Source organism: Pseudonocardia sp. HH130630-07 (assembly GCF_001698125.1).
In the GTDB taxonomy this organism is placed as follows: Bacteria; Actinomycetota; Actinomycetes; order Mycobacteriales; family Pseudonocardiaceae; genus Pseudonocardia.
In genome coordinates, this window is sequence record NZ_CP013854.1 from 4,800,191 (window position 1) to 4,823,656 (window position 23,466).

Sequence of the window (23,466 nt, forward strand, 5' to 3'; positions counted from 1 at the left end):
GCTGATCGCGTGCAGTACGACTTCGTCGATCTCCGGCTGTTCCTGCACGTGGTGGCCGAGGGATCGATCACCGGCGGTGCCGGGCGGGCCAACCTCAGCCTGCCGTCGGCCAGTGCCCGGATCCGGGCACTGGAACGCCACGCCGGGGTCGACCTGCTGGTCCGCGGCCGGCGCGGGGTCCGCACGACGCCGGCCGGCATGGCACTGGCCCGGCACGCCCGCGACGTGCTGGACCGCGCCGCCCGGCTGGACGGCGCGATCGCCTCCTACGCCCGGCCGGCGACCACGCCGCTGGCGCTGGCGGCCGGCACCTCGGCGATGCACGGGCTGGTCCCGCGCGCGGTGACGTCGTTCCTGCTCGCCCACCCGGACGCCGATGTCGACGTCGCCGTCCACCGCAGCGTCGAGACCGCCCGGCTGCTCGTCGACGGCGCGGCCGACCTGGGCGTCGTGCTCGACGACGTGGCCGCGGCGTCGGGCCTGGCCGCCGAGTCGCTGTGCGACGACTCGCTGGTCGTCATCGGGCCGCCCGGCGGTGTGCTGGACGGCCGCGACCAGCTGGCCTACGCCGAGGCCGCGGAACACCCGATGGTGGGGCTCACACCCGCCTCCCCGTTCCAGGTCGCGCTCACCGGGCACGCCGGTCCGTCGGCGCCGGTGCCCCGGTACCGGACCCGGGTCGCGGACTTCGCGACGGTGGTCGCGCTGGCCGGGGCCGGAGCCGGGATCGCGATCGTCCCGCGCCGGGCCGCCGCCGGCCCGGTCCGGTCCGGCGCGCTCGCCGCCTGCGAGCTGGCGGAGCCGTGGGCCCGGCGCGGGTTGTCGCTGTGCTGGGGCGCCGCGCTGGAACGGGGCTCGCCGAGCTGGCCGGTGGCCGCGGCGCTCGCCGACCATCTCCGAGCTGCCTCCGTCGCAGCCGAAGGCTGACGCCGGTGAATGCGCATTGTGGGCGCACCGCGCCGGGGTGATCCTCGGGTCATGGACACGAGCCCCGGCCCGGACGCCGACGTGGTGGAACGGACCCTCGCGACCGTGCGGCGGGTCGTGGTGCCGGTCGTCGCCGGTCTGGTCGTCCTGGTGGCGGTGCTCGCGGCCGACGCCGCCGAGTCCGGGGTGGCCGCCCGCAGCGGCGCGACCCGGGTGACCGCGACGGTCCTGCAGACCCGGGCCGATCCCGGGCCCGTACCGGTCACCTGGCGCGATCCCGGGCGGGGCGTCCGGGTCGCGGACGTCCGGCTCGGACAGGCCGCCACGGCCGGGCGCACGGTGACCCTGTGGCTCGGCCCGGACGGTGCGCCGACCGTCCCGCGCGACCGGGCCGCGGTGCTCGCCGCGGGGGTCACACGCGGCGCGTGGGTGCTCGGCGTCGGTGGGCTGCTGGTCCTGCTGGTGGACCGCGTGGCCCGGCGGGCGGCGCTGCTCCGGGCGTCGGACCGCCTCGACCGGGAGTGGCGGGCCACGGAGCTGCGCTGGCGGGAGGACCTCGCGGGCTGATCCGCGCCCGGCCGTCAGACCACGGCGCCGTCGCCCCGGGCCCGATCCCGCCCGGCCCGCCCCGAGCGGCGCCCGGACTTGCCGACCGGCTGCCGGTCCCGCCCGGTCCGCGGCGGCGCCTGTCCCCACCGCCGCTGCAGCAGGATCGCGACCGGCCCGGCGACGACGATCGTCGACACCGTCCCGACCACGATGCCCACGATCAGCGCCAGCGCGAAGTCGGCCAGCGTCGCGCCGCCCAGGAACAGCAGCATCGCCAGGATCACCAGCGTCGAGATGCCGGTGTTCACCGTGCGCGGCAGCGTGGACAGCACGGCGGAGCCGACCACCCGGTGGAACGGTTCGCCCGCCCGCGCCGCCCAGTGCTCCCGGACCCGGTCGAACACCACCACGGTGTCGTTCACCGAGTACCCGATGACGGTGAGCAGCGCGGCGAGGAACACGCCGTCGACCGGTCGCCCGGTCCAGGCGAACACCCCGACCACGACGAGGACGTTCGCGAGCAGCGCCGCGACCGCCCCGGCGCCGAACGTCCAGCGGAACCGGAACGCCAGGTAGACGAACTGCGCCGCCAGGGCCACGGCGAGCGCGATGATGCCGCCGCGGGCGAGCTCGGCGCCGAGGCTCGGGCCGATCATCTCGTCGCGCAGCACCTCCGCGCCGCCGCCGGCCGCGCCGACGGACTCGCGCAGCGCGGCGACCGCGGCGTCGTCCAGCTGCCCGGAGCGCAGCCCGACCGCGCCGTCGCCGGTCGTGGTGACCTGCAGGTCGGGGTAGCCGGCCGCGGTGACGGCGGCCCTGGCCTGCTCGGCGGTGATCTCGTTCGCCGTCGTGAACTCGACGAGCCGGCCGCCGGTGAACTCCACCCCGAGCTCCAGGCCGCGGACGAACAGCCCGCTGGTCGCCACCACCAGCACGACGCCGGCGACCGCCAGCACCTTGCCCGCGTTGCGCAGGAAGCCGGGGTCCCGGGACTCCAGCCGGGTGCGGACCGGGCCGATCGCCGCGATCCCGGACAGCCGCGGCCGCCGTCGCACGGCCGGGATCCGGAGCACGGCGAGGGTGAGGAGCCGGGAGAGCACCAGCGCCGAGAACAGCGACACCACGACGCCGATGACCAGCGTGACCCCGAAGCCGCGGACCGGCCCGGACGCCAGCCCGAACAGCAGCACCGCGGCGAGCAACGAGGTGACGGCGACGTCACCGACCGCGGACAGCGAGTGCCGGTAACCGGCCTCCGACGCCCGGTCCAGCCGTGGTCGCAGCGCGTACTCCTCCCGGGAGCGTTCGGCGATGAGCACGTTGGCGTCGACGGCCATACCGACGGCGAGCACGAACGCGGCCAGCCCCGGCAGGGTCAGCGTGGCCCCGAGCCCGGTCTGCACCGCGTAGGCGATCAGCGCGTACCCGCCCAGCGCCACGACGGCGACCAGCCCCACGAGCCGGTAGACGACGACCAGGAACACCGCGGTGAGTGCGGAGCCGATGATCGCGGCCCAGGCGCTCGCGGAGATCGCGTCGGCGCCCAGCGTCGGGCCGACGGTCCGCTGCTCGATGATCTCGACCGGGACCGGCAGCGCGCCGCCCTCGACGAGTACGGCCAGCTCGGAGGCCTGTTCCTGGGAGAAGTTGCCGGTGATGGTCGTCTGCCCGCCGACCATGCCGACCCCGCACGGGATGTCCTCGACCACCTGCGGCGAGGAGATCACCTGGTCGTCGAGCACGATCGCGACCCGGCGCTGCGGCGCGCCGGACGGGGCGCAGGCGGCCTCGCCGGTGAGTGCCTGCCAGCGGGCCGGCCCCTCGCCGTCGAAACCGATCTGCACCTCGAACCCGACCGACTGCTGCGACGGCACGGCCTGCGCCGAGGCGATCATGTCGCCCTGCAGGGCGGCCGGGCCGATCTGCAGCGGCTGCCCGGTCTCGTCGACCGTCGGCGTGCCGCCCGGGGCCCCGGGCACACCCACCGGGTGCATCCGCAGCTGCGCGGTGCGGCCGAGCGTGTCGGCGGCCTCGGCCGGGTCGGTCAGCCCCGGCAGCTCGACGATGATCCGGTTCTCCCCGGAACGGGTGAGGGACGGCTCGGCGACGCCGAGGCCGTCGACCCGGCCGCGCAGGACCTCCAGCACCCGGTCGGTGGCGGCGGCGTCGGCGGGCACCTCCTCGGTGTCCCGGGTCTCCAGGACGATCTGGGTGCCACCGCGCAGGTCCAGGCCCAGCGTGGGGGCGGTGGTGAGGGCGACGACGGCGGACACGGCGAGCACGGCGAGCGCGACCATGGCGCGCCACAGCACGGGGCGTTGTTGCACGGGTGATCCTCGGGGCAGCGTCCGGCGGGGGACGGGCGGTCGGGGGTGCTCGGACGGCGGGCCGTCGGGTGATCTCCGGCGGCGGGCCGTCGGGTGATCTCCGGCGGCGGGTCGTCGGGTGATCAGGCGACCGGCGGGCCGCGCGGATCGGCGGTCCCGCCGTGCCCGGGATGCGCGCCGGTCGCGCCCACCCGCCGCGCCGGGGCCGGGCCCGGGACCGGTGCGGCGAGCACGGTCGTCAGCTCCGGGCCGGGGTGACCGGGCGGGCCGTCGTCGCCGGTGGGGGTGGCGGCCGCGGATCCGGCGGCCGGGCGCACCGGCAGCGCCACCTGCGGGGCGGCGGCCGGCGCCGGGTCGTCACCGGCCCGGGCCGGTGCCGGTGCCGCCGCGGCCACCGCGTTCCCCACGACCGGGGCGAGGACCGCGACCAGCACCAGCAGCAGCACGGCGGCCAGCCGCCGGGCGGGGGTGCGGGTCGGGCTCACGTCCGGTTCCGTCCGGTTCGAGGGGAAAGCGAGGGGTCTGTCCGGAAACGGTACCCGGCGGCGTGCGGCGCCCGTGTGCCCCACCGCGCCCGGCCGGCACGGCGAACGGGCAGAATCGGCGTTCGCACGATACGGACGCCAGAAGGGGAGAGTCGTGAGCACGGAGACGATCGAGTTCCAGGCCGAGGCCCGCCAGCTGCTGCGGCTCATGATCCACTCGATCTACTCGAACAAGGACGTGTTCCTGCGCGAGCTGATCTCGAACGCCTCGGACGCGCTGGACAAGGTGCGCCTGGCGGCATACCAGGACAAGGAGCTCGGCGCCGACACCGACGACCTGCACGTCGAGCTCGTCCCGGACCCGCAGGCGCGGACGCTCACCGTCCGGGACAACGGGATCGGGATGACCCGCGACGAGGTCGTCGAGCTGATCGGCACGATCGCGAAGTCCGGGACCGCCGAGCTGCTCGCGTCGCTGCGCGAGGCCGGCGACGGCGAGCAGGCCCGCGACCTCATCGGGCAGTTCGGTGTCGGGTTCTACTCGTCGTTCATGGTCGCCGACCGGGTCGAGCTGACCACGCGCAAGGCGGGGGCCGACGCCGGCGTGCACTGGACGTCGGAGGGGGAGGGGTCGTACACGATCTCCGAGGCCCCGGACGCACCGCAGGGGACGGCGGTCACGCTGCACCTCAAGGCGTCCGACGCCGAGGACCAGATGCACGACTACGCCGACCGCACGGTGCTGCGCCGGATCGTGAAGACCTACTCGGACTTCATCACCTGGCCGGTGCGGCTCCCGGCCGAGCCGGCGCCGGAGCCGGTCGAGGACGCCGGGGACAGCGAGGGCACCGGGGACGCCGAGCCCGAGGAGCGGCCGGAGGCCCCCGGGCCCGAGACGCTGAACTCGATGAAGGCGCTCTGGGCGCGCCCGCAGAAGGACGTGTCCGAGGAGGAGTACGCCGAGTTCTACCGGCACGTCAGCCACGACTGGCAGGAGCCGCTGGAGACGATCCGGCTGGCCGCCGAGGGCACCTTCGAGTACCAGGCGCTGCTGTTCCTGCCGCGGATCGCGCCGATGGACCTCTACATGCGCGACGCCCGCCGCGGCGTCCAGCTCTACGTCCGGCGCGTGTTCATCATGGACGACTGCGAGGCGCTCGTCCCCGAGTACCTGCGGTTCGTCAAGGGTGTGGTGGACGCGGCGGACCTCTCGCTGAACGTCTCGCGGGAGATCCTGCAGCAGGACCGGCAGATCTCGGCGATCCGCCGCCGGCTGGTGCGCAAGGTGCTCTCGACGATCGGCACGCTGCGCGACGAGAAGCCGGAGGCGTACGCCACGTTCTGGGAGCAGTTCGGCCGTGCTCTGAAGGAGGGGCTGCTCTCGGACCCGGACAACCGGGAAGCGATCCTGGGTGTCTCCTCCTTCGCCTCGACCCACGACGCCGGGACGACGACCACCCTGGCCGGCTACCGCGAGCGGATGAAGGACGGCCAGGACGCGATCTACTACATGACCGGTGACTCGCGCACCGCGATCGAGGCGTCGCCGCACATGGAGGCGTTCCGCGACAAGGGCTACGAGGTCGTGCTCCTCACCGACCCGGTCGACGAGGTGTGGGTCGACGCCGTCGACGGCTTCGAGGGCACACCGTTCCGCTCCATCGCCAAGGGGCAGGTCGACCTGCAGTCCGACGAGGAGAAGGAGAAGGCCCAGGAGCAGCAGACCGAGTTCGCCGGGCTCTGCGAGTGGATGGCCGGCGTGCTGGACGGGGTCAAGGAGGTCCGGCTCTCCTCCCGGCTGACGACCTCCCCGGCGGTGCTGGTCGGCGACGAGCACGACATGACCCCGACCCTGGAGAAGATGTACCGGGCGATGGGGCAGGAGCCGCCGGCCGTCGAGCGGATCCTGGAGCTGAACCCGGGGCACCCGCTGGTCGTCGGCCTGCGGGACGCCCAGGCCGCCGGGCGTGACGAGAGCGAGACCGTCGAGCTGCTGCACGGCATGGCGCTCCTGGCCGAGGGCGGGGAGCTCACCGACCCGGCGCGCTTCGTCGGGCTGCTCGCCGGACGGCTGGAGCGCACCCTGTGAGGAACATCTGAACGGCTGAGCAGATGTACGGTCCGGCGGCTACGGTGGGCGGGTGCCCCGCTCCCCGCGCCGCCGGACCGTGCCCGCGGCGGGTCTCCTGCTGATCCTCGCGCTGCTCGGCGGTTGCGGTGCCGCCCCGGAGCCGCGCGCCGCGCCCGGTTCCCCCGCCCCGGAGACCCTGCGCAACTGCGGCGTCCCGGTCCCCGTCGAGCGGCCGGAGCGGGTCGTCGCGATGTTCCACAACGCGGTCGAAGCGGTGCTCGCGCTCGGTGCGGGGGACCGGCTGACCGGTGCCGCCTACCTGGACAACGCCCTGCTGCCGGAGCTCGCCGGCGACTTCCACCCCGACCGGGACCGGCCCGTCTACTGGCCGGAGGAGTACCCCTCGCGCGAGGAGGTGCTGCGGCTGGCACCCGATCTCGTCGTCTCCGGGTTCACCGGCGCCTTCACCCGCGAGGGCCTCGGCACCCGTGCGGACCTGGGCGGCACCGGGATGGACACCTTCCTGTTCAGCTCGTACTGCCCGGCCGCCGACGGCGGGGGCCAGAGCGACCTCGGCGCCGTCGACGTGTCGTTCGCCGGGGTGCAGCGCGACCTCAGCGACCTGGGACGGCTGCTCGGCGCGCAGGACCGGGCCGCGGCGCTCACCGCGCGGATGCGGTCCACCCTCGACGACGTCGCCCGCCGGCTCGACGACCTGCCCGCCCGTCCGGCCGGCCGCGGGTCGCGATGCTGAACTCGCCGGGGCTGACCGGGGAGCTGCGGGTGTTCGGCACCGGTGACATCGCGACCACGATCATCGAGGCGGCCGGCGGGGTGCAGGCGTTCGACGGCATCGCCGGGCGGCAGCGCACCGTCACCGCCGAGGGGATCATCACCGCCCGGCCGGACGTCATCGTCGTGCCGGCGTGCTGCGGCGCCGACGTCGGACCGGAGGACGCCGGTCCGCTGATCGAGCGGCTCCGGGCCGATCCGGCGCTCGCGACGGTGCCGGCCGTCCGCGACGGGCGGATCATCCCGACGACGTTCGCCGAGGTCAGTCCGGGGGTCCGGAACGCCGACGCGGTGGCGGCACTGGCCCGGCAGCTGCATCCCGAGCGGTTCGGGGTCCGCTGAGCGCCCGTTCGCCCGGCCCGGGGGCGGGCCCCGGCCGGGCTCGGGAAACATGCATCCGCCCGGCGCCGTTGCCGGGCGGACGCGGCAGACCGTAGCCGCTCGAGGCGAGGGGAGGGAGTCTCGCGTCCCGGTCGTTCACAGTTCGATATCCGGCGTTTCGGGCAGCGGTGGGTGCCCGGGCCGGAGCCCGTCGAGCAGCAGGGCGACGTAGCGCCGCCGGACGAGGCCGTCCGAGGTGTCGGCGGGCTCGGACCCGTCGACGACGAGCAGCGCCATCACCACCACGGCCGACAGGTCCCGCGGCACGAGCTCGGGCCGGACCGCACCGGCCGCGCGGGCCCGGTCCAGCAGCCGGGCCAGCGTCCGGGTGTAGCGCTGTACGGACTCGACGTCGAACGCCCCGGCCTCGCGGGCGACGGCCAGGATCGTGCGCCGCGCGACGATCGCCTCGACCGCCCGCGACAGCGACCCGGCGAGATCGGTCCACGGGTCGCCGTCCCCGACGGCGGCGGTGGGCTCGACCTCGGTCGCGACGACTTCCTCGAGCACCGCGCGGACCAGCAGCTCCCGGGTCCGGAACCGGCGGTACAGGGTCGCGACGCCGACCCCGGCCCGGCGGGCGATGTCCTCCATCGCGACGTCCGGCCCGTCGGACGAGAACGCCACCACCGCCGCCTCGACGATGCGGCGGTGGTTGCGTGCGGCGTCGGCCCGCAACGGCCGGGCCGGGCCCGTGGTGCTGCCCATCCGTGGACGGTATCCGCTACCAGGTCACGCGCAGGGAGTGCATGCCGTAGACGAAGTGGTAGGCCCGGAAGTCCGAGGACGAGGCCTCGCCGTGCACGGCGAGCGTCGGGAACCGGCGCAGCAGCGCGGGGAACGCGGCGGCCATCTCCATCCGGGCCAGTGGCGCGCCCAGGCAGTGGTGCACGCCGTGGCCGAACGCCACGTGGCCGGCGCTGCCGCGCCGCACGTCCAGGCGTTCCGGGTCCTCGGCGCCGACGGCCGTGTCGCGGTTGGCCGCGGGCAGCGAGCACAGCACCAGCGAGTCGGCCGGGATCGGTACCCCGCGTACCTCGGTGTCCCGGGTGGTCACCCGGGGGACGCCGGTGTGCACGATGCTCAGCCAGCGCAGCAGCTCCTCGACGGCCGGGCGGGCGAGGTCGGGGTCGGCCCGCACGGCGTCGGCCTGCTCCGGGTGCTCGAGCAGGGCCAGGGTGCCGAGGGCGAGCATGTTCGAGGTGGTCTCGTGGCCGGCGATCAGCAGCAGCGACGCGATCCCGGTCAGCTCGGCGTGGGTCAGGTCGTCGCGGTGCTCGCGCACCAGCATGCCGAGGATGTCCTCGCCCGGGTCGGCGATCGCCCGGTCGACCAGCCCCGACATGTATGCCTGGTTCTCCCGGCTGAGCTCGAGCTGCTCCTCGCGGGGCAGCGACAGGTCCAACAGCTTCGAGGACCGCTCGGAGAACTCGTCCCGGTCGGAGTAGGGCACACCGAGCAGCTCGCAGATCACCAGCGACGGGATCGGCAGCGCGAACTCCCGCACCAGGTCCGCCCCGGGGCCCGCCTTCTCCAGCGCGTCGAGGTGCTCCTCGACGATCTCGGTGATCCGCGGCTCCAGCCGGGCCATCCGGCGCTGGGTGAACTCACGGGTGAGCATCTTGCGCAGCCGGGAGTGCTCCGGCGGGTCCTGGGCGAGCAGGTTCCCGGCCCGGAACTCGGCGATCTCCTCCTCGGTGGGCTCGGGCCCGCTCCCGGGGCGGGCACCGGACCCCTTCCGCGAGGCGTTGGAGAACGTCGTGGTGTCGCTCAGCACCTCCCGGACGTCCTCCCAGCGGGTGATCAGGTAGGCGTCGAGCCCGAACGCGTTGCGGACGACGGGGACGTCACCGGCGTCGCGGTGCCGGCCGAGCTCGGGGTCGGGGACGAAACGGTCCCGGCGCATGTGCAGCGGAAGCGGCTGGGCGGCGGGATCGGTCGCTGTGTCGCTCACGGTGTCGCTCACGGTGGTGGGGCCCTTCGACGAGGTTCGTTGCGTCGTCACCGATCGTACGCGCCTAAGCGATAGTCGACTCTCTCTTCACTGGATCCGGGTGAATCGTGCGGTGACTCACCGTTGCCCGATCTGCCGCCGCACGTCCGATCCGGCACACTTCCGGTGGCCGTCCGGCTCCACGAGCACCGATCACCGTCGATCCCGCCGCGGAGTGTGTACATGTTCCAGCAGCAACTGGCGCCGCTGGGGGCCTCACGCTCTCCGCGCTGGTGGCCCTCCTGCCCCTGCTCACGATCTTCGTCCTGCTCGGTGGGCTGCGCTGGAAGGCGCACTGGGCGGCACTCGCCTCGTTGGCGGTGGCGGTCGTCGTGGCGGTGGCCGCGTTCGGGATGCCGGTGGACCTGGCGTTGCTGTCGGCGACCGAGGGCGCGGTGTTCGGTCTCTTCCCGATCATGTGGATCGTCTTCACGGCCATCTGGCTCTACCAGGTCACCGTGGTCAGCGGCCGGTTCGAGGACCTGCGGGCGGCGTTCCACCTGATCTCCGACGACCCCCGGGTGCAGGCGGTCATCATCGCGTTCTGCTTCGGCGGCCTGCTGGAGGCACTGGCCGGGTTCGGTGCCCCGGTCGCGATCACCGGCGTGATGATGATGGCGCTGGGGTTCTCGCCGATCCGGGCGGCCGTCGTCGTGCTGGTGGCGAACACCGCGCCGGTGGCGTTCGGCGCGGTCGGCACGCCGATCATCACCGCGGGCACCCTGACCGGGATCCCGTACGCGGAGATCGGCGCCGTCGTCGGGCACCAGACACCGGTGCTGGCCTTCATCGTGCCGCTGCTGCTGCTGGTGTTCCTGGTCGACGGCGTGCGCGGCATGCGCCAGACCTGGCCGGTGGCGCTGGTGATCGGCCTGGCGTTCGCGGTCGCCCAGTGGTTCGCCGCGACCTTCCTCTCGGTCGAGCTGACCGACATCGTCGCCGCCCTGGCGGGTCTGGTGGCCGCGGTCGCGATGCTGCGCTTCTGGCAGCCGGCCGGCGGCGCCGAGGCGATGGAGCGGCTGCGCACCGAGCGTTCCGACGAGGCGCCGGCCGACGACGCCCCGGGCGGTGGCGGCCCGGCGCTGGCCACCGAGCAGCGCACCCTCACCGAGCGGGCCGCCGCGCTCACCGCGGGCCGGACCCTGATGGCGTTCCTGCCGTACCTGCTGATCATCGTGGTCTTCTCGCTGGCCAAGCTCTGGACGCCGCTCAAGGAGCTGCTGACCGCATCGGACGTCTCGATCGGCTGGCCGGGGCTCGACGGCCGGGTGCTCGACTCGGCGGGCGAGGCCGTCTCGACGACGGCGTACAACTTCCAGTGGCTGTCCTCGCCGGGATCGCTGCTGCTGCTCTCGGGCATCGTGGTCGCCGCGGTCTACCGGGTCCCGGCCGGCGCGGCCTGGCGGGAGTTCACCGGCACCGCGCACAAGCTGCGCTGGGCCTTCCTCACCGTGGCCACCGTGCTCGCACTGGCCTACGTGATGAACCTGTCCGGGCAGACGATCACCGTCGGTACCTGGATCGCCGGGACCGGTGCCCTGTTCGCCTTCCTCTCGCCGATCCTCGGCTGGCTGGGCACCGCCGTCACGGGCTCGGACACCTCGGCGAACGCCCTGTTCGCGACCCTGCAGCAGACCGCGGCCCAGCAGGCCGGGCTCGACCCGCACCTCATGGTCGCGGCCAACACCTCCGGCGGCGTCGTCGGGAAGATGATCAGCCCGCAGAACCTGACGATCGCCGCGACGGCGGTGGGGGTCGGCGGCCGGGAGTCCGAGCTGTTCCGGCGGACGATCGGCTGGAGCATCGTGCTGCTGCTCGCCCTCTGCGCGCTCGTGTTCCTGCAGTCGACGCCGGTGCTGTCCTGGATGGTGCCGACCTTCCCGTGACGTCGCGCACCACCCGCCCCGGTGCGGAAGGATCGGCGACCGTGCCCGCCGACATCCGTGTTCTGACCACCGCCGATCTCGGCCCGGACGGCCTGCGCGGGGTGCGGGCGCTGCTCGACCGCAGCTTCGCCGCCGCCGGCGGGTTCGACGACGACTCCTGGGACCACGCGCTGGGTGGCGTGCACGTCGTCGCCGGGCCGCCGGACCGCCCGGCCGGGCACGCGTCCGTCGTCGGGCGGCGGATCCTGCACGACGGGATCCCGCTGCGCACCGGCTACGTCGAGGCGGTCGCGGTGGATCCCGGGATGCAGGGCCGCGGGCTCGGCGGGTACCTCATGACCGCCGTCGGACGGCTCGTGCGCGGCGGTCACCGGCTGGGTGCGCTCGGGGCGGGCGAGCCGGCGGCCCGGCTCTACCGGCGGCACGGCTGGACGGCGTGGCCGGGACCGCTCGCGGCCCTCACCCCGGACGGCGTCCGGGACACCCCGCAGGACCGGGGCTCGGTGTACGTCCTCCCGGTCGACGTCGCGCTCGACCCGGGACGGCCGCTGGTGTGCGACTGGCGGGACGGCGACGTGTGGTGACCGGTGATCACCGGCGGGTGACGACGCCCGAGTGACCCGGCCGGTTCACGCGCACGTCATGTCGGGGACGGGTCCCGGCCACCCGCGGAGGCTGGAGTTCCCTTGTGCAACTTGCGGTCCTCGATCTCGCAGGCACCACGATGGCCGACGACGGACTCGTCCTGGCGGCCTTCCGCGCCGGCCTGCGGGCGGTCCGCGTCCGGGTCGACGGCCCGTGCTACCCGGCGCTGGACCGCCAGGCCCGCGCCACGATGGACCGTCCCGCGCTCACCGTGCTCGGTGAGCTGCTCGACGGTGACATGTACCGGGCCCGCCGGGCACACGCCGCCTTCTCCGAGTACCTGGCCGCGGCCGCGGACGAGGGCCGGGTCCGCCCGGTCGAGGGTGCGCCCCAGGCACTCGACGCGCTGCGGGACGCCGGCCTGCAGGTCGCGCTGACCTGCGGATTCGACCCGGAGCTGCGGGACCGGCTGATCGCCGCCCTGGACTTCACGGCGCGGGCGGACGCGGTGCTCTCCCCGGCCGACGTCGACGGGCGTGGCCTGCCGGACCCCGACCTGCTGCAGGCGGCGGCACGCCGCGCCGGCACCGGGCCGGAGCAGGTCGCCGTGGCCGGGGACGCCACGGCCGGCATCGACGCCGCGGTCCGGGCGGGTGCCGGGCTCGCGGTCGGCGTGCGCGGGGGAGCGCACGGGGAGCAGCGGTTGCGCGCGGCGGGGGCGGACGCCGTCATCGACTCGGTCGCCGACCTCCCGTCCCTGCTCGGCCTGCCCGGCTGAACCCGTGGCGCCGCCGGCGCGGGCGGAGGAGGGTGTCGGCCATGACGACCGTCCTCGTGATCGGCCTCGATCCCGTGGCGATCCCCGGCTACGACCCGGCGCCGGTGCTCGCCGGCCTGGAGCGCAGCCGGGCCCGGTTCCGCGAGCTGGGGATCGAGGCCCACGAGTGCCTGGTGGCCCCGGGCCCCGCCGCCCTGCCCGCGATCGCCGCGGCGCTGAGGGCCCGCCGGTACGACTGCGTGGTCGTCGGCGGCGGCATCCGGGGTGCACCGGAGCTCCTCGGGTTGTTCGAGGAGGTCGTGAACCTCGCCCGCGAGCACGCTCCGGCCGCCCAGATCGCCTTCAACACGACCCCGTCGGACTGTGCCGACGCGGTGCGGCGCCGGATCCCGGCGCCCGGGGTCACACCACCGGGGTGATCGCCCGCAGCGCCTCCGACGCGCGCACGGCCCTCGTCAGGTCGGCCAGCGCGCGGCCGTGGGCGGCGGCCAGCCCGGCCGACTCCGGGGTGAGCGTCGAGCGGTCGGCGTAGCCGGAGTGGTCGAGGTAGAGCCCGGGGGAGAGGACCTGTACGGCGAAGAATCCGGCCAGCACCGACCGCAGGCCGTCGACGGCGAGGAAGTGGTGACCGCTCGCCCCGGTCAGGACCACCGCCGCCGCCTTCCCCTGCAGCGGGGCGGTCGGCTCGCCCCACCTCCCCCGCTCGGTGGCCTCCAGCAGCGCGCGCAGCGCGGCCGTGTGCCCGGCCCGGTAGACCGGGCTGCCGAACACGACCGCGTCCGCGTCGGCGAACGCAGCCAGCACCTCCGCGGTGGGGACCTGCGACAGCTCCATCGACCGGGTGTCCGCCCCGGCGCCGGCCGCGCCGTCGAGCAGCCCGGCCACCGCCGTGGCGGTCCGCCCGCCCGGTTCCGGCCCGGCGACGACGCCGAGCACCCTGATCCGGTCGCTCACGCGTCCTCCCGGGGGGTGAGGTGGTAGCCGCCGCGGAAGAACAGCAGCGGCAGCCGCTGCGGGTCGGCACCGAGCGCCTCGACCCGGGCGGCGACGATGGTGTGGTCGCCGCCGTCGTACTCGTTCCACAGCGTGCAGTCGATCCAGGCGCCGACGCCGTCGAGCACCGGTGCGCCGGACGGCGCGGGCGCCCAGCTCACCCCGGCGAACTTGTCCGCACCGGACCGGGCGAACCCGGCGCTGTGCTGCTCCTGGTCGGCGGCCAGCACGTTGACGCAGAACCGGCCCACCGCGCGGATCCGCGGCCAGCTCGACGAGCTGCGCGACGGGGAGAAGCTGACCAGCGGCGGGTCCAGCGACAGCGACGAGAACGACTGACAGGTGAAGCCGATCGGCCCGTCCGGGCCCTGCGCGGTGACGATCACGACCCCGGACGCGAACGCGCCGAGCGTGGCGCGCAGGGCCTCGGGTGTGACCGGACCGGGTACGGAGGGGGTGCGGGTCGGGCAGCCGGACATGACCCGACCCTAGGCGCGGTCCGCGTGGTCCGGCCAGCGATCACCGTCACCGTCCCACGTCGTGCGACGGGCCCGGCCGGGCTGTCCGGACGGTCGTCGACGATCACCGCCGCCCGTGGGAGACGACGACGGCCGCACCGGGCATCGCCCGGTGCGGCCGTCGGGGTCGGGGAGGACCCGGGTCAGCTCGCGTAGGCCCGCAACTTGTCGGCGCGCTCGCCGACCCGCAGCTTGGCCATGACCTCGCGCTCGATCTGCCGCACCCGCTCCCGGGAGAGGCTGAAGGAACGGCCGATCTGGTCGAGCGTGTGCGGCTGGCCGTCGTCCAGGCCGAACCGCATCCGGATGACCTTCTGCTCCCGCTCCTCCAGGGTGGCGAGCACCCGGCGGAGGTCGTCGTGCAGCAGGCTGGAGATCACCGTGTTCTCGGCGTCGGTCGCCTCGGCGTCCTCGATGAAGTCGCCGAGCGGCGCCTCCTCCTCGGAACCGACCGGCATGTCCAGGCTCACCGGGTCCCGCGCGTGGTCCAGCAGGTCGGCGATCTTGTGCTCCGGGATGCCGGACTCCTCGGCCAGCTCGGCCTCGCTGGGCTCCCGGCCCTGCCGCTGGTGCATGTCCCGCTTGATCCGGGCGAGCTTGTTGACCTGCTCCACCAGGTGCACCGGCAGCCGGATGGTGCGGGCCTGGTCGGCCATGCCGCGGGTGATCGCCTGCCGGATCCACCAGGTCGCGTAGGTGGAGAACTTGAAGCCCTTGGTGTAGTCGAACTTCTCGACCGCACGGATCAGGCCCAGGTTGCCCTCCTGGATCAGGTCCAGCAGCGGCATCCCCCGGCCGGTGTACCGCTTGGCGAGCGACACGACCAGGCGCAGGTTCGCCTCCAGCAGGTGGTTCTTCGCGCCGACCCCGTCCCGGACGATCGCGCGCAGGTCGCGGCGGTACTGCGGGTCGAGATCCTCCACCGTGCCGTCCGCGGTGGCGGTGTCGAGCCGGTGCTGGGCGAAGATGCCCGCCTCGATCCGCTTGGCGAGGTCGACCTCGTCGGCCGCGGTGAGCAGCGCGGTCTTCCCGATGCCGTTGAGGTAGACCCGGACGAGGTCCGCGGCCGGGCTCTGCGCGTCGAGATCCTCGGCCACCGCGGTCGCGGCACCGGGTACGGTGGTCACCAGGGCGGTGTCCCCTGCGGACCGGGCCGAGCGGCTGCTCGGCGCGACCTTGGGGGCGGTCTTCCTTGCTGCGGCGGGAGCGGGGGCCTCCGTGGTGCGGCGGGGCCCGGGTACGGCCGGTGTGCCGGCCGTGGTCACGGCCGGGGCGGTCGTGGTCACCGTCATGTGTATGTCCTCCCCTGCTCGGGCGCGACGGGCAACGGATGGGGCTCGTCGCATCGCCCTACACCGGGTCAACGCGGCCCGGGACGCGATCGTTCCCGCGCCACGGCCCCCGAGCCGGGGAAAATGCGCTCGGGGGCCGTGATCTCGTTCACATGGTGTTGCGGATCTCTCAGGTTCCTCTTAGGGAGCGGGAACCCGCGGGGTGTCACGCGGGTCGGCGGTCGCCCGGACGCTGCGCCGCCGCCGGGATCCGCGCTCCGGCTCCGGGGTGCCCGGGACGGAGTGGCCGTAGACGCTCTCCATCAGCACCGGCCAGTCGTGCCGCAGCGCGTCGCGGCCCATGAACAGGCCGAGATGGCCCGCCGACGCCGTCCGGCGGGTGATGTCCGCCGCCGGCGTGCCGACCGCGTCCGCGGCCGCGAACAGCTGCGGAGCCGGGGTGATGTGGTCGCTCGACCCGGCGAGCAGCAGCAGCGGGCACTCGATGGCCGACATGTCGACCGCGCGCCCGTCGACGGTGAGCGATCCGTCGATCAGGCGGTTCTGCCAGAACAGGTTCTCCACCAGCCACAGGTAGAACGCGCCCGGGATGTCCTGGGTGTACTTGAACCAGTCCTCGAACACCCGGTAACGCTCGACGTGCGTCGCGTCGTCGATGTTCTCCAACAGCTGCAGCTGCCGGGAGATCTCCGACTGCGGCTGGATCGAGATGAAGTTCGACAGCACGGCCGACCCGGGCATGTTGCCGCCGCCCGCGGCGACCAGCGCCCGGTACGGGGCCATGCCCATCGTCCCGGCCATCAGCCGGGTCGAGGCGGCGATGACCGACTCGCCGGCGTGGAAGTCGATCGGTGCCCCGGCGAGGGTGAGCGTGTTGACCCGGTCCGGGTGCAGCGCCGCGTAGATCGTGGCGAGCCAGCCGCCCTGACAGTCGCCGACGAGGTTCGCCCGCCCGCCTGCGCGCCGGATGGAGCGGTCGATCACCTCGAGGTAGTCGGTGATGGACACGTTCCGGGTCGCCGTGGTGGCCGGGCGCCAGTCCAGGGCGTAGAGCCGGGTGAGCCCGGCCGCCCGGATCATCGCGAGCTGGCTCTGCTGCGGCGAGCAGTCCACGACGGTGGAGGAGTGCCCGGCCTGCGGGGGCAGCACGAGCGTCGGGACGACGTCGTCGTCGCGGTCCGCGGGCCGGGTGAAGTCGCGCAGGACCGCGAACGGCGTGGACAGGACGACCTCGTTGGGCAGGTGCCAGGTGGGCTCCTGGCGGTCGGCCATCGCCGAGAGCCAGAGCAGGGAGCGCCGGGCCGCGTCACCGGGGTTGGCCATCCGCTGGACCGCGTCGACCCAGTACGCGCCGGTCGCGCGGCCGACCTCGGTCACGACCTTGCTGAGGTTGCGTGCGTTGTACGAGAGGAGGAAGCGCAGCGGGTCGGGTCCCGGCTGCCGGGCGTCCGCCGTGGCCGGTCCGGCCGGTAGTGCGCGGGGGCCGCGGGGGTTCTCGGAGGCTGCTCGCGAGGTGGTCGCCGTGGTCATCGGCTGCTCCCATCGAACTGTGATGCCGGGGCCTGTCCGGTTACCGAACGGTAGGTGCTGTTCGGTATCCCGAGCAAGTGGGACCCTACCTGCCGGTAGTGCTTGCGTCATCAACCAGCAGCCGGGAGGCTCCCGGAACGTGAGATGCCCGGCCGGGGGCTGCCTACCGGTGAGTACGCCGTCACGATGGGCGACATCGTTCCGTGCCGCCCGGCGCGGTCCCGCGCCGTGTCCGGCGGGTGGCGCATCGCGGCCCGCGGGCACGCACCCGGCCGATCTGGAGTGAGACGAGACGTGACCACGCAGCCGACGTCCCAGCAACAGGCCCGATCCGGTTCCGGCCCCGCCGGACCGGCGACCGGTGCGAGCGCCGGTCCGGGCGCGAACGATCCGGCCGAGGTGCTCCGCCGCCAGGCCGCCGGTCTGGTCCGCGACCTGCGCGAGCTGGCCGATCCCGAGGGGCTGAAGGCGAAGGTCGACCCGGTCGGCTTCGGCGGGGCGCTCGGGGAGGCCGCCCGCTCGCTCGCCGGGCGTCCCGGCGCGGTGCTGCGCGCGGGCTTCGGCCTCGGCGTGGACTCGGCACGGGCGGTGGCCGCGGCCGCGACGCGCGCCGTGGGGGGCACGACCACTGGGCCGGCCGCGCTGCCCGCCCAGGACAAGCGCTACGGCGATCCGGCGTGGGAGAACAACGCCTGGTACTACCTGGCCCGCCAGCAGCACGCGCTGCTCGCGGACCGGTTCACCGAGCTGGCCGCGGCGGCGGAGGTCTCGCCCGCGGCGCGGCGCAAGCTGGACTGGCTGGTCGGGCAGACGATCGAGGCGCTGGCCCCGCCGAACTCGGCCGTCACCAACCCGGCGTGGCCGAAGAAGATCGTGGAGACCGGCGGGCTGAACGTCGTGCGCGGGGCCCGGAACATGCTCCGTGACGTCGTCCAGAACCGGGGGATGCCGCGCCAGGTCACGCCGGGCCGGTTCGTCGTGGGCAAGGACCTCGCGGTGACGCCGGGCCACGTCGTCTACCGCAACCGGCTGATCGAGCTCATCCAGTACGAGCCGCAGACCGAGACGGTGCACGAGATCCCGCTGCTGATGAGCCCGCCGTGGATCAACAAGTACTACATCATGGATCTCGCGCCCGGGAAGTCGCTGGTCGAGTGGGCGGTGCAGCACGGCCACACGGTCTTCATGATCAGCTACCGGAACCCGGACTCCGCGCTGGCCGACGTGACCATGAGCGACTACCTGCGCGAGGGGCCGGTCGCCGCGCTGGAGGCGGTCCGGGCGATCACCGGCCGGGACCGGGTGAACGTGGCCGGGCTCTGCCTCGGCGGGGCGCTGTCCGCGGCGACGGTCGCCTGGCTGGAGGCCACCGGTGAGCAGTGCGTCAACTCGCTGACCCTGATGAACACGCTGCTCGACTACACCGGCCCCGGTCAGCTCGGCGTGTTCACCGACGAGCAGACGGTGGACCGGCTGGAGCGCACCATGCGCAAGGACGGCTACCTCCCGGCCTCGAGCATGAAGACGACCTTCGACCTGCTCCGGGCCACCGACCTGGTCTGGAACTACGCGGTGAACGACTGGCTGCTCGGGGAGGACCCGAAGCCGTTCGACATGCTGAGCTGGAACGCCGACTCGACCCGCATGCCCGCGGCGATGCAGACCGAGTACCTGCGCACGCTCTACCTGGAGAACCAGTTCGCCGAGGGCAAGCTGGAGCTCGCGGGGGAGCGGCTCGACCTGGCCGGGGTCCGGCCGGACAGCTACGTCGTCACGGCGGAGTCCGACCACATCGCCCCGTGGCGGTCGGTCTACAAGGGAGCGGCCCGGATCGGCGGCACCGTGCGCTTCGTGCTCTCCAACTCCGGGCACATCGCCGGGGTGGTCAACCCGCCGTCGCCGAAGTCCCGGCACTGGTTCGGCGAGTCCGACGAGCTCCCCGCCTCGGCCGACGACTGGCGCGACGACGCCGGTGAGCGCAAGGCGTCGTGGTGGGAGGACTGGACCCCGTGGATCGCCGAGCGCGCCGGCGACGAGGTGCCCGCACCGGCGCGGGTCGGGTCCGAGGAGTACCCGCCGCTGGAGCCCGCCCCCGGCCGGTACGTGCTCAGCGGCTGACGGCGCCGGTCGCTCCGGCGGGGTGCGTGCGCGCCGGGCGTGCAACCGGGACAATGTGTCGCCATGGACCGCGTACGCATCCCGCCCGCGCACCGGCGTCCGCCGCGCGGGCCGTTCCCGGCGCAGACCGGCCGCTCCGCCGGCCCGGCACGATGAGCCGGGCCCAGCGGGAACCGGGCACGCGGCCCGGCACGGACGGCCCCGGAGCCGCCGACGGGCTGCGTGCGGCGGGGGCGTCCGCCGCGAGCGACGCGTGGGCCGCGCAGGTCAACGCGCTGGGCGGGTTCATCCGGGCCCAGCGGCAGATGGCGAAGCTGTCCCTGCGGGAGATGGCGGCCCTGACCAAGGTGTCCAACGCCTACCTGAGCCAGGTCGAGCGGGGGCTGCACCAGCCGTCGCTGAAGGTGCTGCGCTCGATCGCGGACGCGCTGCACCTCGACACCGACCAGATGCTCAGCCGGGCCGGCTGGTCCTTCCGCGACGAGGCGCCCGGGTCGTCGGCGGGAGGTGCGCCCGACGCCGGGGTGCCGGACGTCGAGGCGGCGATCGCGGTCGACCCGCGGCTCTCCGAGGAGCAGCGCGCGGCGTTGCTGGGCGTCTACCGGAGCTTCGTCGAGCGCGACTGAGCGACTGCTTGACATACTTAACGGTGATGCGTAGTTTCCTTGGCATGGCCGGGTCCGATCGCCCGGCGCCGCCGAGATCCCCCGGGAGGGAACCGATGACCGCCGCCACCGAGCAGTTCGTCGACATCGCCAAGCGTGGCCAGGACCTGGTCACCGAGTCCGTCCGCAGCTGGACCGAGACCGTGCAGGGCTTCGGCCGCCAGTTCACCGACGGTGACCGTCCCTCGCTGCCGGACGCGGGCGTCGCCGTCGACCGGGTCTTCGACTTCTACGAGCAGGTGCTGGGTCACCAGCGGGAGCTGGCGAAGACCGTCGTCGGTGCCGGCTCGTCCCTCGTCGACCAGGTCACCGAGCAGGCGTCCCGGGCCACCGAGGCGGTCGCCGGCTCGGTGTCGGAGACCGTGTCGGACTCCGCGTCGGAGCAGGCCCCGAAGCGTGCTCCCCGCACCTCCGCGAAGTGATCCCGCACGCGGGCTGAACTCCCGTGGGCCCCGGTCCGGACGTCCCGGACCGGGGCCCACGTGTGCGTGCGGCCCGCGCCCGGTCAGAACGGGATCAGCGGGACGATCACCAGCCGGGCGACCAGGACGATCACGAACACGATCAGGACCGAGAGGTCCAGGCCGACGGCTCCCATCCGCACCGGCGTCACGACGCGCCGGACCGGCGCGACCACCGGTTCGGTGACCGCGTGCGTGATCCGGCGGGCGGTGTCCAGCGCGGCACCGCCGCGGCCGGACCCGAGAACCTCGATCCAGTCGACGACGACCCGGGCGATCAGCACGAACTGGAACAGCCCCAGCAGGAGGCCGAGCAACCAAGCGATCACGGTCAAGCTCCCTTCCGTTCGTACCGATCGTCCCGTTCGGAGCTGAGAATCCGGTGAGAGGGCGCTGAGATCCGGCCGTTCAGACCTCGACCAGCACGGTGAAGGGGCCGTCGTTCACCGACTCCACGGCCATCCGGGCCCCGAACTCCCCGGTCGCCACGGTCGCGCCGCGCCCGCGCAGGGCCGCGACGACCGCGTCGACCACCGGCTCGGCGTCCTCCGGACGGGCCGCCGCCGACCACGACGGCCGTCGCCCCCTGCGGGTCTCGCCGTAGAGGGTGAACTGGCTGACGACCAGCAACGGCGCGCCGGTCTCGGCGCAGGAGCGCTCGTCGCGCAGCAATCGCAGCTCGTGCAGCTTCCGGGCCATGGTGGCCGGGCCGTCCGGGCCGGCACCGGCGTCGTCGCGGTGCACGCCGAGCAGGACGAGCAGGCCGGGGCCGATCCGGCCGGTGACCCGCAGCGGCTCGTCGTCGGAGTCGCAGACCGTGACCGCGGCCCGGCGGACCCGCGCGGCGACGGCCCTCATCCGACGGGTCCGGTGGGGGCGGACGCGGCGGTGGTCACCCCGACCGGGTTCGGCCAGCCGTCGACCGGGAGCAGCAGCCCGTGCCGGACGAGCTCGCGCACCGCGGGCAGGGTGGCCTCCACCAACGCGTCGTAGGGCCGGTCGTGGGCGAACGACAGCAGCGCGACCAGTTCGGAGAGCGGCAGCTCCCCGCGGCACCCGGCCAGCAGCGCCGTCGCCGGACCGTCGACCTCGTGTTCCCAGGCCGGCCCGCGCCAGCGCCGCACGGTCGAGGACAGCTCGGCCCAGCCGCCGTCCGGGTCCACCGAGGACGCCGTCTCCAGCACCGTCTCCGGGGCGATCAGCAGCCGGGCGTCGAGCAGGTCCGCGTCGCGGGTGTGCGCGCGCAGCCAGTCGATCCGGTCCAGCCAGCCGGTCATCTCCCGGCCGAGTCCCTCCCCGAGCTCACCGGGCAGGTCCTCGATCACGACGGTCGGTTCCGTGCCGGGCTCGGTGCGGCGCAGCATCAGGAACCCGAAGCCGACGCCCTCGACCCGCTCGGCCGCCATCCAGTCCAGCCAGGCCGACGCCTGCGTGCGGGCCTCCCGCGAGGCGGGGGCCAGTCCGGCGTCGCGCTGCCAGGTGCCGACGTGCATCGCCGGGTCGACCACCTCCCGCTGCAGGACCCAGGCGTCGACGCCGGCGGGCAGCCAGGACCGCACCCGCTCCGGCCAGTCCTCGCCGCGGACGTGCAGCCACGAACCGAGCAGCTGCGCGACGCCACCCGGGTTGAGCAGCCCGGGCAGCTTGCCGAGCAGCGCGGCCAGTGCGGCGTCGCCGGCCAGGCCGGAGTCGCGGTAGACGTGGTCGATCCGGGCCGGCCCGGGGACGAACGGCGGGTTCGACACGATCTGGTCGAAGCGCTCCCCGGCGACCGGGGCGAACCACGGGCCCTCCCGGAGGTCGACGTCGACCCCGGAGAGCCCGCAGGACAGCCGGGCCAGCGCGAGCGCGCGGGGGAGCACGTCGGTGGCGGTCACCCGCAGCGCGTGCCGGGAACCGTGCAGCGCCTGCACCCCGCACCCGGTGCCCAGGTCGAGCAGCGACCCGACCGGGCGGCGGACGGACGCGGCCGCCAGCGACAGCGACGCGCCGCCGACCCCGGTGACGTGCTCGCGGTCCTGCCGAGAGGCCGGGGTGTCGAGGTCGGACACCACCCACCAGTCCGCGCCGGGCTCGCCGTCGTCGCCGGGGCCCTCGCCGTAGGGGCGCACGTCCAGGGCGGCCCGGATGCCGTCCGGCGTGCGGCGCAGGATCCGCCCGTCGAGCAGCGGGCCCAGGTCGCCGAGCGCCGCGGTGACCGCGGGCTCCGGTTCGACGCCGTCGAGCAGGAACAGCCGGACCAGGGTGCCGAGCTCACCGCCGTCCCGGCTGGCCCGGGCGGCCGGCTCCGGCTCGCCACGGGTCAGCGCGTCGTGCGCGGAGCGGCCCAGCAGGGCGCGGACCCCGTCCGGGGTGTACCCGGCGTCGAGCAGGCAGCCGCGGACGCGCGCGGTCTGCCGGTCGTCGAGGTACGGGAGCGGGGTGCCGTTCGCGGGGCCGTTCACGCTGCCATTCTCCGTACCGCCGCCGCGTGCCATGCTCTGGGCCATGACCGGCATCTGCATCGCCCAGGACCCCGAGGCCGACGCGCTGCTGGAGCGGGAGCCGCTCGCGCTGCTCATCGGGATGCTGCTCGACCAGCAGATCCAGATGGAGGTCGCGTTCCGCGGCCCGCTGAAGCTGCACGAGCGTCTCGGCGGGCTCGACGTGCGGGTGATCGCCGACCACGACCCGGACGGGTTCGCCACCCTCGCGACGACGCCGCCGGCGATCCACCGCTACGGCGGCTCGATGGCCAGGCGGGTGCAGGAGATGTGCCGGGCGATCGTCGACGACTGGGACGGCGACCCGGCGGCGATCTGGACCCGGGGCGAGCCGGACGGCCGTGAGGTGCTCCGCAGGCTGTGGGCACTGCCCGGCTACGGCGAGCAGAAGGCGAAGATCTTCGTCGCGCTGCTCGGCAAGCAGTACGGGGTCACGCCGCAGGGCTGGCGGGAGGCGGCCGGGAACTACGGGGAGCCCGACACCCGGCTGTCCGCCGCCGACGTCGTCGACGCGCGGACCCTCACCGAGGTGCGGGACACGAAGAAGGCGCTCAAGGCCGCGGCACGGGAACGCAAGGCCGCCGCGTCCGGCTGACCCCGCCCGCGGTGGGAGGTGCCGCGCCGGGGGCGGC

24 protein-coding genes are annotated in these 23,466 nt (G+C 74.5%); 13 read left to right on the forward strand and 11 right to left on the reverse strand.

What is annotated here, in order from left to right; translation table 11 throughout:
- The first annotated feature begins 9 nt into the window (after positions 1-9).
- Together AFB00_RS22820 and AFB00_RS22825 are read left to right on the forward strand one after the other, a co-directional pair.
- A complete protein-coding gene (locus tag AFB00_RS22820) occupies positions 10-927 on the forward strand; it encodes a LysR family transcriptional regulator (protein ID WP_068798895.1) in 918 nt (305 codons plus the stop codon).
- Between the two features lie 51 nt (positions 928-978).
- Positions 979-1,494: a hypothetical protein gene (locus tag AFB00_RS22825; RefSeq protein ID WP_068798896.1), complete on the forward strand. Its 516-nt coding sequence runs from the start codon at positions 979-981 to the stop codon at positions 1,492-1,494.
- Between the two features lie 14 nt (positions 1,495-1,508).
- On the opposite strand, the gene secD is transcribed toward AFB00_RS22825, so the two are convergent.
- Both secD and AFB00_RS22835 read right to left on the reverse strand, forming a co-directional pair.
- The gene (gene secD, locus AFB00_RS22830) at positions 1,509-3,803 is read right to left on the reverse strand and encodes a protein translocase subunit SecD (protein WP_156819686.1); all 2,295 of its coding nucleotides are present in this window, start codon (positions 3,801-3,803) and stop codon (positions 1,509-1,511) included.
- A 122-nt stretch (positions 3,804-3,925) separates the two neighbouring features.
- Positions 3,926-4,288, reverse strand: coding sequence for a hypothetical protein (locus AFB00_RS22835; RefSeq protein ID WP_068798897.1), 363 nt, complete (start codon positions 4,286-4,288; stop codon positions 3,926-3,928).
- A 208-nt stretch (positions 4,289-4,496) separates the two neighbouring features.
- Between AFB00_RS22835 and htpG the strand changes: the two genes are divergently transcribed.
- The 3 genes from htpG to AFB00_RS34230 are packed head-to-tail and all read left to right on the forward strand — an operon-like array spanning position 4,497 to position 7,493.
- On the forward strand, positions 4,497-6,377 hold the full coding sequence (htpG, locus tag AFB00_RS22840) for a molecular chaperone HtpG (RefSeq protein ID WP_068800579.1): 1,881 nt from the start codon (positions 4,497-4,499) through the stop codon (positions 6,375-6,377).
- A 52-nt stretch (positions 6,378-6,429) separates the two neighbouring features.
- Positions 6,430-7,113, forward strand: a complete 684-nt coding sequence (locus AFB00_RS34225) for a hypothetical protein (protein WP_197519626.1) — start codon at positions 6,430-6,432, stop codon at positions 7,111-7,113.
- Positions 7,107-7,493 (forward strand): ABC transporter substrate-binding protein, encoded by a 387-nt coding sequence (locus tag AFB00_RS34230; protein ID WP_197519627.1) that lies wholly within the window; start codon positions 7,107-7,109, stop codon positions 7,491-7,493. The genes AFB00_RS34225 and AFB00_RS34230 overlap by 7 nt, the downstream gene beginning before the upstream one ends.
- 135 nt (positions 7,494-7,628) lie before the next feature.
- Here AFB00_RS34230 and AFB00_RS22850 read toward each other — a convergent pair whose 3' ends face one another.
- Complete coding sequence (locus AFB00_RS22850; protein WP_068798898.1) at positions 7,629-8,240, reverse strand: TetR/AcrR family transcriptional regulator; 612 nt, start codon at positions 8,238-8,240, stop codon at positions 7,629-7,631.
- Between the two features lie 16 nt (positions 8,241-8,256).
- Positions 8,257-9,438 carry a cytochrome P450 gene (locus tag AFB00_RS22855; RefSeq protein ID WP_068800580.1) on the reverse strand — a complete coding sequence of 394 codons (1,182 nt, stop codon included), beginning with the start codon at positions 9,436-9,438 and terminating at the stop codon, positions 8,257-8,259.
- A 320-nt stretch (positions 9,439-9,758) separates the two neighbouring features.
- Between AFB00_RS22855 and AFB00_RS22860 the strand changes: the two genes are divergently transcribed.
- From AFB00_RS22860 to AFB00_RS22875, 4 genes are all read left to right on the forward strand, one after another.
- Entirely contained in the window at positions 9,759-11,411 is a 1,653-nt protein-coding gene (locus AFB00_RS22860) for an L-lactate permease (RefSeq protein ID WP_231974037.1), read from the forward strand.
- Between the two features lie 41 nt (positions 11,412-11,452).
- Positions 11,453-11,995, forward strand: a complete 543-nt coding sequence (locus tag AFB00_RS22865; protein ID WP_068800581.1) for a GNAT family N-acetyltransferase — start codon at positions 11,453-11,455, stop codon at positions 11,993-11,995.
- 140 nt (positions 11,996-12,135) lie between these two features.
- A complete protein-coding gene (locus AFB00_RS22870; protein ID WP_083275761.1) occupies positions 12,136-12,774 on the forward strand; it encodes an HAD family hydrolase in 639 nt (212 codons plus the stop codon).
- 41 nt (positions 12,775-12,815) lie between these two features.
- On the forward strand, positions 12,816-13,193 hold the full coding sequence (locus tag AFB00_RS22875) for a hypothetical protein (RefSeq protein WP_068798901.1): 378 nt from the start codon (positions 12,816-12,818) through the stop codon (positions 13,191-13,193).
- Here the strand turns inward: AFB00_RS22875 and AFB00_RS22880 are convergent.
- The 4 genes from AFB00_RS22880 to AFB00_RS22895 all read right to left on the reverse strand — a co-directional run bounded on the left by AFB00_RS22880 (position 13,177) and on the right by AFB00_RS22895 (position 17,107).
- On the reverse strand, positions 13,177-13,728 hold the full coding sequence (locus AFB00_RS22880; RefSeq protein ID WP_231974038.1) for an NAD(P)H-dependent oxidoreductase: 552 nt from the start codon (positions 13,726-13,728) through the stop codon (positions 13,177-13,179). The two genes, AFB00_RS22875 and AFB00_RS22880, sit on opposite strands and share 17 nt — an antisense overlap.
- Positions 13,725-14,246: a flavin reductase family protein gene (locus tag AFB00_RS22885; protein ID WP_068798902.1), complete on the reverse strand. Its 522-nt coding sequence runs from the start codon at positions 14,244-14,246 to the stop codon at positions 13,725-13,727. The genes AFB00_RS22880 and AFB00_RS22885 overlap by 4 nt, the downstream gene beginning before the upstream one ends.
- Before the next feature lie 182 nt (positions 14,247-14,428).
- Positions 14,429-15,583, reverse strand: a complete 1,155-nt coding sequence (locus AFB00_RS22890; RefSeq protein WP_231974478.1) for a sigma-70 family RNA polymerase sigma factor — start codon at positions 15,581-15,583, stop codon at positions 14,429-14,431.
- Between the two features lie 174 nt (positions 15,584-15,757).
- On the reverse strand, positions 15,758-17,107 hold the full coding sequence (locus tag AFB00_RS22895; protein ID WP_068798903.1) for an alpha/beta fold hydrolase: 1,350 nt from the start codon (positions 17,105-17,107) through the stop codon (positions 15,758-15,760).
- Between the two features lie 294 nt (positions 17,108-17,401).
- Between AFB00_RS22895 and AFB00_RS22900 the strand changes: the two genes are divergently transcribed.
- The 3 genes from AFB00_RS22900 to AFB00_RS22910 all read left to right on the forward strand — a co-directional run bounded on the left by AFB00_RS22900 (position 17,402) and on the right by AFB00_RS22910 (position 20,312).
- Positions 17,402-19,225, forward strand: a complete 1,824-nt coding sequence (locus AFB00_RS22900) for a PHA/PHB synthase family protein (RefSeq protein ID WP_083275763.1) — start codon at positions 17,402-17,404, stop codon at positions 19,223-19,225.
- 152 nt (positions 19,226-19,377) lie between these two features.
- Positions 19,378-19,851 carry a helix-turn-helix domain-containing protein gene (locus AFB00_RS22905; protein ID WP_083275764.1) on the forward strand — a complete coding sequence of 158 codons (474 nt, stop codon included), beginning with the start codon at positions 19,378-19,380 and terminating at the stop codon, positions 19,849-19,851.
- 95 nt (positions 19,852-19,946) lie between these two features.
- Positions 19,947-20,312, forward strand: a complete 366-nt coding sequence (locus tag AFB00_RS22910) for a hypothetical protein (protein WP_068798904.1) — start codon at positions 19,947-19,949, stop codon at positions 20,310-20,312.
- Positions 20,313-20,395: 83 nt separating this feature from the next.
- Here AFB00_RS22910 and AFB00_RS22915 read toward each other — a convergent pair whose 3' ends face one another.
- From AFB00_RS22915 to AFB00_RS22925, 3 genes are all read right to left on the reverse strand, one after another.
- Complete coding sequence (locus tag AFB00_RS22915; protein ID WP_231974039.1) at positions 20,396-20,680, reverse strand: YggT family protein; 285 nt, start codon at positions 20,678-20,680, stop codon at positions 20,396-20,398.
- A 79-nt stretch (positions 20,681-20,759) separates the two neighbouring features.
- Positions 20,760-21,209, reverse strand: a complete 450-nt coding sequence (gene dtd, locus AFB00_RS22920; RefSeq protein ID WP_068798906.1) for a D-aminoacyl-tRNA deacylase — start codon at positions 21,207-21,209, stop codon at positions 20,760-20,762.
- On the reverse strand, positions 21,206-22,795 hold the full coding sequence (locus tag AFB00_RS22925) for a DUF7782 domain-containing protein (protein WP_231974040.1): 1,590 nt from the start codon (positions 22,793-22,795) through the stop codon (positions 21,206-21,208). The genes dtd and AFB00_RS22925 overlap by 4 nt, the downstream gene beginning before the upstream one ends.
- A 43-nt stretch (positions 22,796-22,838) precedes the next feature.
- On the opposite strand from AFB00_RS22925, the gene AFB00_RS22930 reads away from it, so the two are divergent.
- Positions 22,839-23,429, forward strand: a complete 591-nt coding sequence (locus tag AFB00_RS22930) for an HhH-GPD-type base excision DNA repair protein (RefSeq protein ID WP_068800585.1) — start codon at positions 22,839-22,841, stop codon at positions 23,427-23,429.
- The last annotated feature ends 37 nt before the right edge of the window (positions 23,430-23,466 follow it).

Bases quoted from the DNA above. Each gene is read 5' to 3' on its own strand.
- AFB00_RS22825 (WP_068798896.1), top strand. From the start codon at position 979: ATGGACACGAGCCCCGGCCCGGACGCCGACGTGGTGGAACGGACCCTC.
- htpG (WP_068800579.1), top strand. From the start codon at position 4,497: ATGATCCACTCGATCTACTCGAACAAGGACGTGTTCCTGCGCGAGCTG.
- AFB00_RS34230 (WP_197519627.1), top strand. From the start codon at position 7,107: ATGCTGAACTCGCCGGGGCTGACCGGGGAGCTGCGGGTGTTCGGCACC.
- AFB00_RS22850 (WP_068798898.1), bottom strand. From the start codon at position 8,240: ATGGGCAGCACCACGGGCCCGGCCCGGCCGTTGCGGGCCGACGCCGCA.
- AFB00_RS22855 (WP_068800580.1), bottom strand. From the start codon at position 9,438: ATGCGCCGGGACCGTTTCGTCCCCGACCCCGAGCTCGGCCGGCACCGC.
- AFB00_RS22870 (WP_083275761.1), top strand. From the start codon at position 12,136: ATGGCCGACGACGGACTCGTCCTGGCGGCCTTCCGCGCCGGCCTGCGG.
- AFB00_RS22875 (WP_068798901.1), top strand. From the start codon at position 12,816: ATGACGACCGTCCTCGTGATCGGCCTCGATCCCGTGGCGATCCCCGGC.
- AFB00_RS22885 (WP_068798902.1), bottom strand. From the start codon at position 14,246: ATGTCCGGCTGCCCGACCCGCACCCCCTCCGTACCCGGTCCGGTCACA.
- AFB00_RS22895 (WP_068798903.1), bottom strand. From the start codon at position 17,107: ATGACCACGGCGACCACCTCGCGAGCAGCCTCCGAGAACCCCCGCGGC.
- AFB00_RS22905 (WP_083275764.1), top strand. From the start codon at position 19,378: ATGAGCCGGGCCCAGCGGGAACCGGGCACGCGGCCCGGCACGGACGGC.
- AFB00_RS22910 (WP_068798904.1), top strand. From the start codon at position 19,947: ATGACCGCCGCCACCGAGCAGTTCGTCGACATCGCCAAGCGTGGCCAG.
- dtd (WP_068798906.1), bottom strand. From the start codon at position 21,209: ATGAGGGCCGTCGCCGCGCGGGTCCGCCGGGCCGCGGTCACGGTCTGC.
- AFB00_RS22930 (WP_068800585.1), top strand. From the start codon at position 22,839: ATGACCGGCATCTGCATCGCCCAGGACCCCGAGGCCGACGCGCTGCTG.